This is a genomic window from Moraxella sp. K1664 (genome assembly GCF_039693965.1).
GTDB lineage: Bacteria > Pseudomonadota > Gammaproteobacteria > Pseudomonadales > Moraxellaceae > Moraxella.
Genome location: NZ_CP155576.1, coordinates 1,759,694 through 1,774,730, shown reverse-complemented (window position 1 = coordinate 1,774,730; position 15,037 = coordinate 1,759,694). Strand labels below are relative to the sequence as shown.

The window sequence follows — 15,037 nt, the reverse complement described above, 5'->3', positions numbered from 1 at the left end:
ACCCCAAAGGTTAGTGTGTCTAACTTTTGGGGTGCGGTTCATCTCTCTCTTACCCTTATTTTATGATTAAATGCTATCAAATATTAAACCCAACGTGCTTACCTGTTGGTAATTCTACGTCAATGCGTAATTTTCCGCCCATGGTCTCCACATAGCGTTTTAGCGTGGACAGCTTAATCTCTGCCCCACGATTTTCAATGGCGGATAAAGTCGGTTGGGTAATGCCCATGGCTTCGGCAAGCTGTTTTTGCGACAGCTCCAACTCTTCACGCAACTGATGAAGTTGATAATCCAAAATCATCGCTTCGGCGTTACGCTCCACTTCAGCTCGTTGTTCTGGCGATAATTTATTTAATAATTGTTCAAGCGTTGCCATTTGGACTCTCCTGTTTTGTTAATTTATCCAAATGCTGTTGGTAAAGCTCATCAGCAAGCGGTATCATTTGTTTATAAAATTGCTTTTCATTACCCACTTTGTTACCTGCACATAGCACAATTGCTTGACGTAAGGGGTCAAACGCATAAAAGGCACGATAAGGGTCGCCCCCAATTTGGATACGCAATTCTTTCATATTGCTAAATTTTGAGCCATATAAGGTATCGGCATAAGGGCGAGCCAATCGGTGTCCGTATTGCTCTAATAACTTAAAGGCTTCCAATAATCGCATTTGAACCTGCAAGGGCTGTTCATCAAACCAGCATTCAAATTCATCAGTCGTTTCTACAATATACATCATGAATCCAATATCGTGTTTAGGCTATATTAAGACATAAATTTACTTTTGTCAAATAATAAAAATAAGGGCAAATCTGAACCGCACCCCAAAAGTTAGACACACTAACCTTTGGGGTGCTTTTTATGGCAAAATACACAACCGACTTTAAACTGTCTGTGATTGGGTATTATCTTAATCATCATGGCTACAAACAAACCGCCAAACACTTTAATCTAAACCACACAACCGTAGAGCTATGGGTTAAACTCTATCAAGCACATGGCATTGATGGCATAAAAAGACGACACACAAAGGCTGTCTATGACACAGATTTTAAGCTTAATGCCGTTCAAGCCATACAACAGGGCAAATCGCTTACACAACTTGCCATAGAGCTTAATCTGCCACAACCTTCTTTACTGTCAACTTGGTTAAAGTCCTACCAAGCCTTTGGTATAATGGGACTAATACCCAAACCCAAAGGCAAAAAAGCAATGTCAAACAAACACAACGCTAATAAAACCAAATCAACTTGGAAAACCAAACAAGACCACGAAAAAAGTGTGGATGATTTGCTTGATGAACTTGCCTATCTTAGAGCAGAGAATGACTATCTAAAAAAGCTAGATGCCTTAATTCGTCAAAAGGAACAATCAGTACAAACAAAGAACAAGTCCTGATCATCCAAGAATTAAGGCATAAGCACAAACTTGCTGACTTATTGGCAGTGTCAAACTTGCCAAGAAGTGTGTTTTATTACCACATTCGTCAAAGTACAAAGCCTGACAAAGACCTTGACTTAAAAGAACACATTAACCACATCTACCACCAACACAAGGGCAGGTATGGTTATCGTAGAATCACATCAGAGCTTAACAATCAGCTTGCCCAAAAAGGCATGGTCATTAATCATAAACGAGTGCAACGACTGATGGCTAAACTTGGACTCAAAGCATTGGTTCGTCGTCAACGTAAGTTTAATACTTACAAAGGCACAATGGGCAAAGATACCATTCAGGACAATATACTCAAAAGAGACTTTAAAGCAGACAAACCCAATCAAAAGTGGGCAACAGACATCACCGAGTTTAAAGTACAAGACAAGGCAAATGATGGCAGTGTCATTCAAAGAAAACTCTACCTATCGCCCATCATCGACTTGTTTAATGGTGAGATTGTCAGTTATACGATGAAGGACAGACCAACGTATGAGTTGGTCAAAGAGATGTTAAATGATGCCCTATCCAAGCTAAGCCAAGAAAAGATGGATGACAAACCCATCATTCATTCAGACCAAGGCTGGCACTATCAAATGCACCAGTATCAACAAACCCTAAAAGAACAAGGCTTAACCCAAAGCATGTCAAGAAAAGGCAATTGTTTGGATAATGCTGTGATAGAGAGCTTCTTTGGTACGCTAAAACAAGAGATATTTTATGAGACAACCACATTTACATCAACAGATGAACTTAAACAAGTGATTGATGAGTACATACACTACTACAATCATGATAGAATAAAGAGCAAATTAAAAGGACTAAGTCCTGTTAAGTACAGAAACTTAGTCCAATTAGGGTTAATACAACCACTTGCAACAACCTAACCTTTAATCTTATGTCTAAGATTTGGGGGTCGGTTCATCTCTTACCCTTATTTACCATGCCTTTGACTTTTAATTACTTCGGTGCAACCATTTGTTCTGGTCTTACCCATTCATCAAATTCTTGTTCGGTCAATAGCCCAAGCTCCACCGCCACTTGTTTTAAGGTTTTGTTTTCTTTATAAGCAGTTTTGGCAATTTTGGCGGCATTTTCATAGCCCACATGACGGTTTAGGGCAGTTACCAACATGAGCGAATTGTGCAAAAAGTAATCAATCTTTTCACGCACAGGTTCAATACCCACCGCACAATTATCATTAAAGCTGTTGCAAGCGTCCGCAAGTAGGCGAATGGATTGCAAAAGATTATAACCGATGACAGGCATAAAGACGTTCAATTCAAAATTACCGCTCGCCCCTGCCATATTGATAGTTACATCATTGCCCATGACCTGAGCGACCACCATGGTCATCGCCTCCGACTGCGTGGGGTTTACCTTACCTGGCATGATAGATGACCCTGGTTCGTTCTCGGGAATGGTAATCTCGCCCAGACCACAACGGGGGCCACTAGATAGCCAGCGAATGTCATTGGCGATTTTGTTTAGACTGCCTGCCAAGGTTTTTAATGCCCCTGAGGCAAACACTTCAGCATCACGGCTTGCCAAAGCTTCAAATTTGTTGGGGGCGGTTACAAAGGGCAATCCTGTCAGCTCGCTGATTTTTTGGGCGGATTTGACCGCATAGTCAGGGTGGCTATTTAGCCCTGTACCCACGGCAGTTCCGCCAAGTGGCAACTGATACAAGCCTTGCAAGGCGTTATCAATCCGCACAAGTGCCAAATCAAGCTGTGCCACATAACCGCCAAATTCTTGCCCAAGCGTGAGCGGTGTGGCATCTTGCAAATGGGTGCGTCCGATTTTGACGATGTCGGCAAAGTCGGCAGATTTTTTGGCAAGCGTATCACGCAACGCCTTGATAGCAGGGATAAGTGAGCGGTTAATCTCAACCGCACTTGCCACACGAATGGCGGTCGGAAAGCTGTCGTTGGTGGATTGGGCATGGTTGACATGGTCGTTGGGGTGGACGGGTTTGTAAGTGCCTTTTGGACTGCCTGCAATTTCATTGGCTCGGTTGGCGATGACTTCATTCATGTTCATGTTGGACTGTGTGCCAGAACCCGTTTGCCATACGACAAGCGGAAATTGGTCGGTAAGCCCACCTGCAATCACTTCATCACACGCCTGCACTATCAAATCACGCTGGCTATTCTCAATCCGCCCAAGCTCGGCATTGACGATAGACGCACTTTTTTTGACGGTTGCCATGGCGACAATCAAGGGGCGTGGCAAGGTCTCGCCCCCGATTTTAAAATTATCACGGCTACGCTGGGTTTGAGCTCCAAAGTAGGCGTCGGCAGGGACTTGTACTTCGCCCATGGTGTCTTTTTCAATACGAAAGTCGGTCATAAATTTTTCCTTGTTTGGTGGATAAAATTTGCTACAATGATAAAGTTACTATACCATTATTAAAATCAATTTTCAATCATAAATCATTATCATTTTTAATAATACCCATTGGAAAAACTCATGCCAAACGCCCTACTTCGCAAACACATTCGCAAAGAGCGTAAAGCTCTCACCAATAAAGAGCGTGCCAAGTTTGCATTTATGGCAAGTTTGCACTTACCCAAACTTTTGCCCCACCTGCCCAAAAATGCCAAGATTGGGCTATATCTGGACGATTTTGGCGAGTTGCCCACCGCACCGATTTTGGCATTTTGTCAAAAGCATGGCTTTACGCCGTTTTTGCCGATTACCATTCAGGGCAAGCCTTTACGCTTTGCTCCTGTTTTTTTGCCATTAGCCAAAACACCCCTAAAACGCCATAAACTTGGCATGAAAGAACCCTTTGCTAAACATGGCATAAGTGCCGATAAATTAGACATGATTATTTGCCCACTTGTGGCGGTGGATAAATGTGGCAATCGGCTTGGCATGGGGGGCGGATTTTATGACCGCACTTTTGCCAGTTTTCATGGGGTCAAGGTGGGCTGGTGTTATCATTTTCAAGTGGTTGAAAATTTAATGGTTAATGAATGGGATAAGGGGGTGGATATGGTGATAACAAATAAAGGGGTTTTAAGGTTTTAAAAAAACCGCCCCGATGACGGAGCGATTTTTGACAATGTTAATTAAACCTATTTGTAGGGGCAAATTGCAATTTGCCCGATGACAAGGCATTGATTTTTAGATGAATGTCATTTATTACAAAACCATCGATGCTGCCCACCCAAATACAATAAGCGGAATGTTATAATGAATAAAGGTCGGTATCACGCTGTCCTTGATATGGTCGTGTTGCCCGTCCACGTTTAGCCCCATGGTAGGGCCAAGCGTTGAGTCAGAAGCAGGCGAACCTGCGTCCCCAAGCACGCCTGCGGTCGCCACAAGTGCCAAAGTCGCCATCGGACTAAACCCCATCGCCATACAAAGCGGTACATAAATGGTCGCAATAATCGGCACGGTAGAAAATGACGAACCAATCCCCATGGTAACGACAAGCCCCACAATAAGCATGGCAAGACTTGCCAGAGCCTTATTCGCCCCAAACACGTCCACCGCCGATTGCACCAGTGGCTCGATATGCCCTGTGGCGGTCATCACTTCGGCAAAGCCTTGGGCGGCAATCATGATAAAGCCAATCATCGCCATCATCTTAATGCCGTCATTAAAGACATCGTCCGCCTTGTTCCAGCCGACCACGCCTGTCGCCATAAAAATGGCAAAGCCCGACAGCGACCCCAAAATCAGCGAATTGGTCTTTAATTGAATGACAAACGCCACGATAATGGCGATGAGCGTTACGATGATTTTAAAGCCCATTTTGGTATCATTGACCACAGGCATATCATCGCCTTTTACCGCTAGGGTTTTGGCGTTGTCATACACTCTGGGTTTACGATAACTCACAAACATCGCCACAAGTAACCCTGTCAGCATACCAAGTGCAGGAATGCTCATCGCTTTCATCACCGAAATGCCAGACGTATCAAGCCCTGCTTTGGCAAGGTTTGCCATGATGATTTCATTTAAAAATATGTCGCCAAAACCATACGGGATAAACATATAAGTATTGACAAGCCCAAAAGTAATCAAGCAAGTGATGAGCCGTCTGTCTAATTTTAACTCATTAAACACCGTCAAAAGTGGCGGAATAAGTAGTAGGATAAAAGCGATATGAATGGGGATAAGGTTTTGACTTAGGCAGGCAAACAGCACAATCACACCAAACACCGCCCATTTGATACCGTCATGTTTGGCATTTTTGACCGCCAAGATGACCTTATCCGCCAACGCCTTTGGCACGCCCGAATGAGCAATCGCCATGGCAAACGCCCCAAGCATGGCATACGACAAAGCAATGCCCGCCCCGCCTTTAATGCCGTTTTGAAAATGCGTCAGCACGCCTGTCGCCCCGTTTTCTACATCCGTCAAGGGTAGTCCTGCCAGCAAACCGCCCACGACCGCCCCCACAATCAAACTTAGCACCACATGGACACGAGCAAGCGACAGCCCCACCATGATGATGACCGCCAACAGTACAGCGTTCATTTTATACCTTTTATCGTTAATCAAAAGTCCGATTATACCCCATTTTTACAAAAATACACAAGATAAAAACGTTTTGGTATGGTTTTGAATGCAGAAAATGGGCTTAATTTATCATAAAATTTTTGCTATAATAAAGGGTTTAAATTTAACAGCGAGACAACTCATGGGCTTTAACTGTGGTATCGTAGGCTTGCCAAACGTTGGCAAATCCACCCTATTTAACGCACTCACCAAGGCAGGCATTGCCGCCGAGAACTTCCCCTTTTGTACCAAAGACCCAAACACGGGCATTGTGCCTGTGCCAGACCCACGCTTAAAGGCGTTGGCAGAAATCGTCAAGCCCGAGCGTGTGCTACCGACCAGCATGGAATTTGTGGACATCGCAGGGCTTGTGGCAGGGGCGAGCAAGGGCGAGGGTATGGGCAACCAGTTCCTTGCCAATATCCGTGAGACGGACGCCATTGCCCATGTGGTACGCTGTTTTGATGACGACAACGTCATTCATGTGGACGGACGAGTAAACCCCCTATCCGACATTGAGACCATTAACACCGAGCTTGCCCTTGCCGACCTTGAAGCGGTGGGACGAGCGATAACTAACGCCACCAAAAAGGCAAAAGGCGGAGACAAGGACGCTCAGGCGATTTTGGCGGTGTTTCAAAAGATTGAGCCATTTTTGGCGGACGGCAAACCTGCACGCATGGCAAATCTGGATAATGACGAGAAAAAACTCATCAAATCCTATGGGCTTATCACCCTAAAACCTGTCATGTACATCGCCAACGTGGCAGAAGACGGCTTTGAGAACAACCCCCACCTAGATGCGGTGCGTGAATTTGCCCAAAGCGAAAACGCCATTGTCGTGGCACTATGCAACCAAATTGAAGCCGAAATCGCCCAACTTGACGAAGAAGAAAAGGCAGAGTTCTTAGAAGGCATGGGCATGAGTGAAGCAGGGCTTGACCGTGTGATTCGTGCAGGATATGACCTACTAAACCTACAAACCTACTTCACCGCAGGGGTTAAAGAAGTGCGTGCGTGGACGGTGCCTGTGGGTGCGACCGCCCCCGAAGCCGCTGGGGTTATTCATACCGATTTTGAGCGTGGCTTTATCCGTGCCGAAGTCATTAGTTATGATGATTTTATTGAATATGGCGGAGAAAAAGGGGCAAGCTCGGCAGGTAAATCCCGCCTAGAAGGCAAAACCTATATCGTCCAAGACGGCGATGTGATGCATTTTAGATTTAATGTGTAAAGCACCAAAAGCCAAAGCATAAGTTTTGGCTTTTTATTTATCTCATTTTTTAGATTTAAGCGGTGTGTGGCACACCCCATCTTTTTATCATTTTTTTAGCATTGATAAAATTAACCGCAAAATTTCAATACAAAAACAATCATGCCAAACTTTACCCACCTACTAAGCACGCTTGATGTCAGCCTAATCATCCTATTTATCCTATTGGGTTTGGGCGTGTTTAGCCAAAATAACACCATTATCATAGCGACCGCCCTACTGATTGTCGTCAAGGTCAGCCCACTAAATGCCCAACTCATGCCCGTGGTTGAAAAATACGGGCTAAGTTTGGGTATTTTGATTTTAACCATTGGCGTACTTGCTCCGATTGCCAGTGGCAAAATTAGCGGGGAGGTGATTTTAAAATCGTTTGTCAGTGTCAAATCCTTGCTTGCCATTGCTGTTGGTGTACTGGTGGCGTATTTGGGCGGTCGTGGGGTTAAGCTCATGACAGATGAGCCAAGTGTCATCGCAGGGCTACTTATCGGCACAGTGGCAGGCGTGGCACTACTTCGGGGCGTGCCTGTTGGACCACTCATTGCAGCGGGGATTTTGTCGCTGTTTTATTGGAAATAAGTTTAGGATGATTTTATGAAACGACAATTATCAATTTTCATTTTCGCCTTTATGTTGTTCGGCTGTTTTGATAATCCAACAACGTCCAATAACAACATCACGCCTTTGACCGAGATATCTAGCCCGCCAATATCCAACCCACCGCCTTTATCTCAAATTAAAAAGACGTCCATTGATAAACAAAACACCCCACTCCAACAGACATCGCCATTATTTAAACATGGCTTTGACAAAGATGATTATCCCATTAGCATTCGTGAAATCTCTCCCACAGATTTTGAAAAATTAACTCATGGCAATCCCAATTTTAGCATTAGCTTTATGCCCCTTGATGATTTAAAAAGCGTTAAAAAACTATTAAAAGGCATTGTGGATTTTAATTCGGACGGCAGTATCAAACGCATTCATTTTAAAAATGGCGGTGTGATAGACAACCCCGAAGGGAGATTTGTTGCTTATTATGCTTATGATGATGACAATAAAAATATTTTGGTATTAGAAGGCGGTCATTCAAGCGATATCAGCTACAATCTAAATACCGGCAAAAGCACCGAACACGTGGGCAATCCCAACCAAGCGTCTATCTCATCGCCCAATAAGCAATACCGCTTGATTGGTCATTTTGGCGGTCAAGAATGCTCATCTTATTTTATCCAAAAACGCATTAACGGCGAATGGGTAAAAATCATTGAATTTAATGATATTTTTAATGCATTGATACCGCCTGATGAACATTCATCCTTTGGTCTTTATTATTATAATGGCAGTGTATTTTTAAATGAAAGCCATGCTTATATTGTCAAGCAACGCACCGATGACAATAACCAAGAGCATATTAGAGTTTATGAAATCACGTTAAAAGATGACCCTACTTTTAAAAAGTCTGATATTGACATCAAGACCCAATCTTTATCAGACAATACAAATATTAACATCGATGTCAATTTTGATAATTATCAAGACATCATTCCTAAAAATGGCTATTTAAATAAAGAGCAAGCCAAATTCTTTGCAGGGTTATATCCCAACGCCCAAGAGATTTATGTGCTAGGTTTATACCATTATCAAAAAGACATTAAAAGTTATGTGGTTAGCATGAAACAAAATCGGGATTTATTACAAACTTATCTTATCAATATAGATAAAAATCACCACATCATAGACAGCCTGCTTATTAGCACTTATGGTATCAGGGAGTTTGATTTTGACATCACTGCCATTTTACAAAAAGAGCAGATTAAGGTCGTGGATAATAACGGCAATGAGCCAAATGAAGTGATTTATCGGGTTGATGATAAGGGGTATTTTTATACACCACGCCAGTAGTTTGATAAGTTTTGGACAAAGGGGCGAATAGAGCAAAATTCAAACACCCCTTTACCACGTGCTAAAATATGATATAATGTATCAGTTTTTCCCATTTCAAACAGTTAATTTTATAAAGGTATGCTCATGAAAAAAATTCTTATCCCCGCTTTGGCAATCACTTTGGGTCTGACCGCTTGCCAAAAAGCCGAAGAAACCCCTGCCGAACCACAGGTAGAAACCACTACTACCGAACAAACCGCCACGCATGACCATGCTCATGGCGAACACAGTCATGACCATGACCACGATGACCATGCAGAACACGACCATGACCACGAACACGGTGAACACGCTCACGACCACAGCCACGACCATGCTCATGGCGAGCATGGACATCATCACCATCATCATGCCGATGGCGACAAATACCAATGTGGCGATAAAACCATCCACATCGCCGTTCACAACCACGAAGGCGAAATCGAAGCTCACCTAACCGCTGATGACATCACTTATGACCTAAACCAAGACGTACAGAGCGAAGGGCGTTTTACCACTGATGACAGCATTGCTGGCGACGACAAGGGCATGGCATTAACCATTGACGGCGATAAAGCCAAAATCACCACGCTAGATGATACCGTCATTGCAGAATGCACCAAAGCGAGCTAAAACCGTTAAGGCGTTTAAAAAAAGACCTGAATCACCATCAGGTCTTTTTTATGGCTATTTATCAGGCATATAAATCAGACATCAATCCATGACAGATAGCAACAAACACGACTAAACCTGCAACTGATAATACCGCTCCAAAGCAGGGACGATTTGCTTTTTACGGCTGACCACGCCTGCCAAGGCAAAGACCTTATCGTCACAATCCACCCCGAATGCCTTGGAGATAATCACATTTTGGGCAGGGTCATGGGCGAGTGCATAGCCCATTTGCTCCTTGATATCCACCACCGCAATCATGAGATAATCCACGCCTTTTTCCGCCTGAATGAGTTTGGCGGTGGCTGTTAGCTCATCAATTCTGGCAAATATCTGATTGGGAGCGACCGTCTCAATCCCTGCAATGCCCCATGTCGTCGCCCCAAACTCATAGCTCTTATAGTCCATCAGCAAAATATCACGGGCAGACAGATGACTGACATCACTTTTGGCAGAGAACATCTCATCTGCCAGTTTATCTTTATCCGCCATGCTCATCTGACACAGTTCACAGAGCTTTTGCACCACAAGACGGTCATCATCGGTCGTCGTGGGACTGCTAAGATTTAGCGTGTCCGAGATGATGGCACAGAGCATGAGCCATGCCATGCTTGCGGTGATGTCCACGCCCTTTTGGGTAAACATCTCATACAAAATGGTGCAAGTACAGCCCACAGGATGGATACGCACATAAGCAGGGGTGGGCGTGGTCAGCCCAAGCTTGTGATGGTCGATGACATAGCGAATGTCAAACTCCGCCAAAGCCTTGATAGACTGGGCAGGTTCGTTATGGTCGGTCAGTGCCACTTTATCGCCCTGCCCCACAATGTCGGTCGGGCGATCTGGGTCTAGATACGGCAGGAGCTTGGCGGGCAACTCATCATTAGGATAACGCTCAAACCAACGGGCAAGCACAAATGCCGTTTCAAGGTTCGGCTCGCCCAAACGGTATGCTTGTGCTGATGTGCCTTGGGCATTTAGCCAATGGGCAAACGCAAATGCCGAGACAAGAGCATCCGTATCAGGGGACGTATGTCCAAAAACGTGGTGCATGAGATTCCTTAATGCTTGATAAAGATGTTTAAAAAGACGTTGAAAGAATACATCTAACAAACTTGATATTTACCACATGTTTGTAGAGACTGGCTCTGCACGTCCTTTAATACCATCAGTTTTATAGGCGTGCACAGCACGCCCCTACATCCAAACATCATTGCGTTTGTAGTAATTTTAAAGTTTCTTGGGTATATTAAAAACCAACAAAACCATCTTTTTTAACCATCTTATTTCTGTGGCGTTTTGGTAAATTTGCTCAGTTCATAACCGTTTTGCTTGGCAATGCCCAAATACCGCTCATAAGTGGCATCATCCAGCGTGGGCGTGCGAGACAGCACCCACAGATATTTGTGGTTGGGCGTGCCAACTAGGGCGGATGTGTAGCGTCCGCTTGTGTCTTGGTCGCTTGCCAGTACCCAATAATTGGCTTTGCCGATGGGTAATTTTTTTAGAAAACTGGGTAAAAAGCTCACTCGCAGCTTGGCATTGGTCTCATCGGTGGCGTACGCCTCGCCATTGACCGATGCCATGCCGTCTTTGGTGGCACAGGCGTTTAGGACGTTGATTTTGCCGTTGTCTTTTAAGCTGTATGTGGCGGTTACGTTGTGGGTGCATTTGTCCTGAAATGACATGGGCAAGCGTCCGATTTCATACCATCTGCCCAGATAGTCATCAAGGCGAATTTGGCTGACGGTTGTCGGTGCTGTGCCGTTTGTGGGCGTGGGTGTAATGGTGCAAGCACTTAGAGCGGACAAAGCAATAATACCAATCAGCAAGGATTTGGCAGGTTTGGTGGGCAACATGATTTTTCCTTTAATGGTTTAGTAGATGATGTTTATCAAATTATTGTAGCACACTCCTGCTTTTTGGTCGTTGTTTGTTTTGTTGTGATTTGTTCGCCACTTTTCGCCCATCATCACTTTAAGCCATCACATAGCCGTGAAACATCGCCAAGAATAAATCTCATTTGATATTAAAACAGTTGTTTTACATCCTAAAATATCATCCCAAACTTCTGATTTTTATCATATTTTTAAAAATCCCCTGCCATCTCTCCACCTTTTCCCCACTTTTCCCCAAAATCTGTGGATAAGCCTGTGGATAACTTTAAAATTTGGGGCGTTACGCCATGATTAATCAGCAATGGCAGTTGATTGGATAAAATTTATACAGTTTTTTATCAAATTTTTCCTATTTAAAATCAATCACTTATATCATAAATTTTTGCCAAATCTCCCAATATGACAATCATGTTTCACGCTCATGACATGATGACCGCCCTGTGGATAAAATAAAAACGGCAAACATGATATTTACCGTTTTTTACAATAACATCAAATGCTATGACAATTTTAACACCTTAACATTATCACAACCCTTATCCTTTAAATACACCGCTTGCAAACCACTCATCACGCCTTTTTTGCAATACAGCAGATAAGTTTTGGCTTTATCCAATTTGTCAAACTCTGTGGCAAGTTTATAAAACGGAATGCAAATGTGCGGTATGTCAAGAGGGTCATCGTCCGTCTCATCGGTCGTGCGAATGTCAATCACTATATCATCTTTGCCAATGGCGCTTACCGTATCAATGGCGTGGGTGTCGCTCGCTTGGTCTTTTATCGTGCGAATGTCAATGGTCATGGCGGTGTCAATGGCGTGTTGTAATACGCCAAAATCAAACTCGCTTTCGGTGGCGATGAGTTTATGCTCCACCGCCTTGACCGTGGGGCTTTTTGAGATGACCCCACAAAACTCGGGCATAGATTTGGCGATGTCTGCCGTGCCGATTTTTTCGGCGGTGGCGATGATGTCTGCCTTATCTTTGGTGATGAGTGGACGTAACACCAACACATCACTTGCCTTGTCTATCATGGCAAGATTGGTGAGCGTTTGGCTTGCTACTTGTCCTAAGGCTTCGCCTGTTACCACCGCTTCAATGCGGTTTTTTTGGGCAGTTTGGCTTGCCACACGCATCATCATTCGCTTTAAGACCACGCCCATTTGACCGTCATCAATCTTAGTCAAAATTTCGCCCACCACAGGCTCAAAATCCACCGTGGTAAAGCGTACCTTGTGCGATGAACTGTACCGCTCCCAAAGCTCGTACGCCATTTGCTTGGTGCCAATTTCATGCGTACGACCGCCCATATTAAAAAACAAATAATGCACCCGACTGCCACGGCGGATAAATTCATAGCTTGCCACGCCCGAATCAAATCCGCCCGAGATAAGCGACAACACATCTTCTTGGGTACTCATGGGAAATCCGCCCATGCCGTCATGGCGTGCCTTGATAAAGAGCATTTTGTCGTGTTCAATCTCAATCTTGACGGTAATATCGGGGTTTTTAAGTTGTACCTTGGCACTGGCTATCGCTTGATTTAGCCCACCGCCCACATATTTGGCAATGTCCATGGACGTAAATGGGTGCGTGCCACGTCTTTTGACTCGCACGCAAAAGGTTTTGTTTTCAAGGGTGTCTTTGACCTTGGGCAAGGTTTGCTCAAAAATATCATGCAAATCGGCAAAAGGCGACTCTTCGACTTCTAGGATATGATGAATGCCTGACGTGCATTGCAATTTGTCAAGCAGTATGGGGCGTGCCGACTCATTGCGATGACGCACTTCAATATAATCCCAATGCTGGACGACCGCCACCGTCTCATCAAGGGGTTTTAGGACATTACGCAAATTTCCTGCCAAAATCTTAACAAAGCGTTTACGCACGGTATCGCTTTTCATCATGATTTCGGGGTGGAGTTTAACAATATATTTCATAAAAATTAGGCAAAAGAAAAAGGCGTATTATACACCTTTTTGTTATAAACTTCCTGCAAAACTAGTTTTCCGTTCACCCTTGTATCAACCCAACACCAAACCTAGATTATCTGCTAGAATGTTGTTGGGTTATACAAGCAAAGAGAACACGGGTTCGCCCTTAGTGTCTTAACACTGGTGCTCAGATGGTGTCCTTTGCTTGTCATCTTAACTCTGAATGGTATCTAAGTGCGTTTATTAAAACAGACACTGCATAAACAAGGCAAGAGACAGATGATACACTATATTGGCATAGACATCAGCAAAGCAAAGTTTGATGTTGCATTTATAAACCCAAGCACAAATAAAGTAAAAACCAAGGTTTTTAACAACAACAAAGCAGGCTTTGATTTACTGCTTGCTTGGTTAAAAACCAATGTCAGCAATCATCTTGATGAGCTACACATCATCCTAGAAGCAACAGGGGTTTATCATGAACACCTAAGTGAGTTTCTTGATGATAATAATATCAAGCAAAGCATTGTCAATCCTAACTATGTCCGCAAATTTGCAGACAGTTTGGGGGTAATCCATAAAACTGATAAAAAAGACAGCATTATTTTATCAAGGTATGGTTATAGCCACAAGCCTGAGGTTTGGGTAGCACCTAGCATTGAAGCCAAACAGCTAAAAGCTCTATTGGCTCGCTTAGAAGCACTCAAAGAAGATTTGCAACGAGAGCAAAACCGACAAGAGTTGCTCTTATCACCCAATCTGCCCGATTTGGTTAAAGCATCCATGCAAACAGTCATCAATGTCCTTCAAGAGGAAATTGCCAAACTCACCAAAGACATTGATGACTTTGTTGACAAACAACCAAGTTTAAAGCAAGACAAAACCTTACTTGAAACCATTGACGGCATTGGTTCTGTTATTGCCAAAGAAGTGGTATGCTTAATACATACCAAACAATTTAAAAAAGCCTCACAGATGGCTTCGTTTTTAGGCTTAATACCCAAACAAAGACAGTCAGGTGTCTTTAAGGGAGCAACCAAACTGTCCAAACAAGGGCAAGTCTCTTTGCGTGCTAAGCTGTATATGTCTGCAATGAGTGCCATTCGTTATAATAGCACCATTAAGGCATTTTATGAACGATTACAACAAAACGGTAAAACCAAAATGCAAGCCTTATGTGCTTGTATGCGTAAATTGGTACATATCTGTTTTGGTGTTATCAAAACCCAAACATCCTTTGAGCAACAAGTATCTTTAAGTTAGTTTGTAAGATACTAGATACCAGATACTTAAAAAACCATTGACTTAGGTGGGGTATCATGGTATCTGAGCTTGTCGAAGAGTACAAAGAAAACCGTTGTGGTTCGACAGGCTCACCACGAACGGTT

The 15,037-nt window shown here is 43.6% G+C and carries 15 protein-coding genes; 8 read left to right on the top strand and 7 right to left on the bottom strand.

The window, feature by feature from the left end; all coding sequences use genetic code 11:
• Positions 1-76: 76 nt before the first annotated feature.
• Together AAHK14_RS08905 and AAHK14_RS08900 are read right to left on the bottom strand one after the other, a co-directional pair.
• Positions 77-376 (bottom strand): helix-turn-helix transcriptional regulator, encoded by a 300-nt coding sequence (locus AAHK14_RS08905; RefSeq protein WP_065254998.1) that lies wholly within the window; start codon positions 374-376, stop codon positions 77-79.
• Positions 363-734, bottom strand: a complete 372-nt coding sequence (locus AAHK14_RS08900; protein WP_065254999.1) for a type II toxin-antitoxin system RelE/ParE family toxin — start codon at positions 732-734, stop codon at positions 363-365. Before AAHK14_RS08900 ends, AAHK14_RS08905 begins: the two co-directional genes overlap by 14 nt.
• A 125-nt stretch (positions 735-859) precedes the next feature.
• Here AAHK14_RS08900 and AAHK14_RS08895 point away from each other — a divergent pair, with 125 nt between their 5' ends.
• Positions 860-1,396, top strand: coding sequence for a helix-turn-helix domain-containing protein (locus AAHK14_RS08895; RefSeq protein ID WP_065256690.1), 537 nt, complete (start codon positions 860-862; stop codon positions 1,394-1,396).
• Entirely contained in the window at positions 1,369-2,319 is a 951-nt protein-coding gene (locus AAHK14_RS08890) for an IS3 family transposase (protein ID WP_115246899.1), read from the top strand. Before AAHK14_RS08895 ends, AAHK14_RS08890 begins: the two co-directional genes overlap by 28 nt.
• A 73-nt stretch (positions 2,320-2,392) precedes the next feature.
• On the opposite strand, the gene fumC is transcribed toward AAHK14_RS08890, so the two are convergent.
• Positions 2,393-3,784: a class II fumarate hydratase gene (gene fumC / locus AAHK14_RS08885; RefSeq protein WP_065255905.1), complete on the bottom strand. Its 1,392-nt coding sequence runs from the start codon at positions 3,782-3,784 to the stop codon at positions 2,393-2,395.
• Positions 3,785-3,904: 120 nt separating this feature from the next.
• On the opposite strand from fumC, the gene AAHK14_RS08880 reads away from it, so the two are divergent.
• Complete coding sequence (locus AAHK14_RS08880) at positions 3,905-4,468, top strand: 5-formyltetrahydrofolate cyclo-ligase (protein ID WP_065255906.1); 564 nt, start codon at positions 3,905-3,907, stop codon at positions 4,466-4,468.
• A 114-nt stretch (positions 4,469-4,582) separates the two neighbouring features.
• Here the strand turns inward: AAHK14_RS08880 and AAHK14_RS08875 are convergent, their stop codons facing one another.
• Positions 4,583-5,929 (bottom strand): Na+/H+ antiporter NhaC family protein, encoded by a 1,347-nt coding sequence (locus AAHK14_RS08875; RefSeq protein WP_065255907.1) that lies wholly within the window; start codon positions 5,927-5,929, stop codon positions 4,583-4,585.
• Positions 5,930-6,092: 163 nt separating this feature from the next.
• On the opposite strand from AAHK14_RS08875, the gene ychF reads away from it, so the two are divergent.
• From ychF to AAHK14_RS08855, 4 genes are all read left to right on the top strand, one after another.
• Positions 6,093-7,184 carry a redox-regulated ATPase YchF gene (gene ychF, locus AAHK14_RS08870; protein ID WP_065255919.1) on the top strand — a complete coding sequence of 364 codons (1,092 nt, stop codon included), beginning with the start codon at positions 6,093-6,095 and terminating at the stop codon, positions 7,182-7,184.
• A 141-nt stretch (positions 7,185-7,325) separates the two neighbouring features.
• Positions 7,326-7,799: a DUF441 domain-containing protein gene (locus AAHK14_RS08865; RefSeq protein WP_065255908.1), complete on the top strand. Its 474-nt coding sequence runs from the start codon at positions 7,326-7,328 to the stop codon at positions 7,797-7,799.
• Positions 7,800-7,814: 15 nt separating this feature from the next.
• Complete coding sequence (locus AAHK14_RS08860; protein ID WP_065255909.1) at positions 7,815-9,125, top strand: hypothetical protein; 1,311 nt, start codon at positions 7,815-7,817, stop codon at positions 9,123-9,125.
• Between the two features lie 126 nt (positions 9,126-9,251).
• Complete coding sequence (locus tag AAHK14_RS08855) at positions 9,252-9,779, top strand: hypothetical protein (RefSeq protein WP_083108306.1); 528 nt, start codon at positions 9,252-9,254, stop codon at positions 9,777-9,779.
• 111 nt (positions 9,780-9,890) lie between these two features.
• Here AAHK14_RS08855 and AAHK14_RS08850 read toward each other — a convergent pair whose 3' ends face one another.
• The 3 genes from AAHK14_RS08850 to thiI all read right to left on the bottom strand — a co-directional run bounded on the left by AAHK14_RS08850 (position 9,891) and on the right by thiI (position 13,655).
• On the bottom strand, positions 9,891-10,871 hold the full coding sequence (locus AAHK14_RS08850) for a manganese-dependent inorganic pyrophosphatase (RefSeq protein WP_065255911.1): 981 nt from the start codon (positions 10,869-10,871) through the stop codon (positions 9,891-9,893).
• A 230-nt stretch (positions 10,872-11,101) separates the two neighbouring features.
• Positions 11,102-11,677 (bottom strand): lipocalin family protein, encoded by a 576-nt coding sequence (locus AAHK14_RS08845; protein WP_065255912.1) that lies wholly within the window; start codon positions 11,675-11,677, stop codon positions 11,102-11,104.
• A 538-nt stretch (positions 11,678-12,215) separates the two neighbouring features.
• Positions 12,216-13,655, bottom strand: coding sequence for a tRNA uracil 4-sulfurtransferase ThiI (gene thiI / locus AAHK14_RS08840; RefSeq protein WP_065255913.1), 1,440 nt, complete (start codon positions 13,653-13,655; stop codon positions 12,216-12,218).
• 228 nt (positions 13,656-13,883) lie between these two features.
• Here thiI and AAHK14_RS08835 point away from each other — a divergent pair, with 228 nt between their 5' ends.
• Entirely contained in the window at positions 13,884-14,912 is a 1,029-nt protein-coding gene (locus AAHK14_RS08835) for an IS110 family transposase (RefSeq protein ID WP_346818194.1), read from the top strand.
• Positions 14,913-15,037 lie beyond the last annotated feature (125 nt).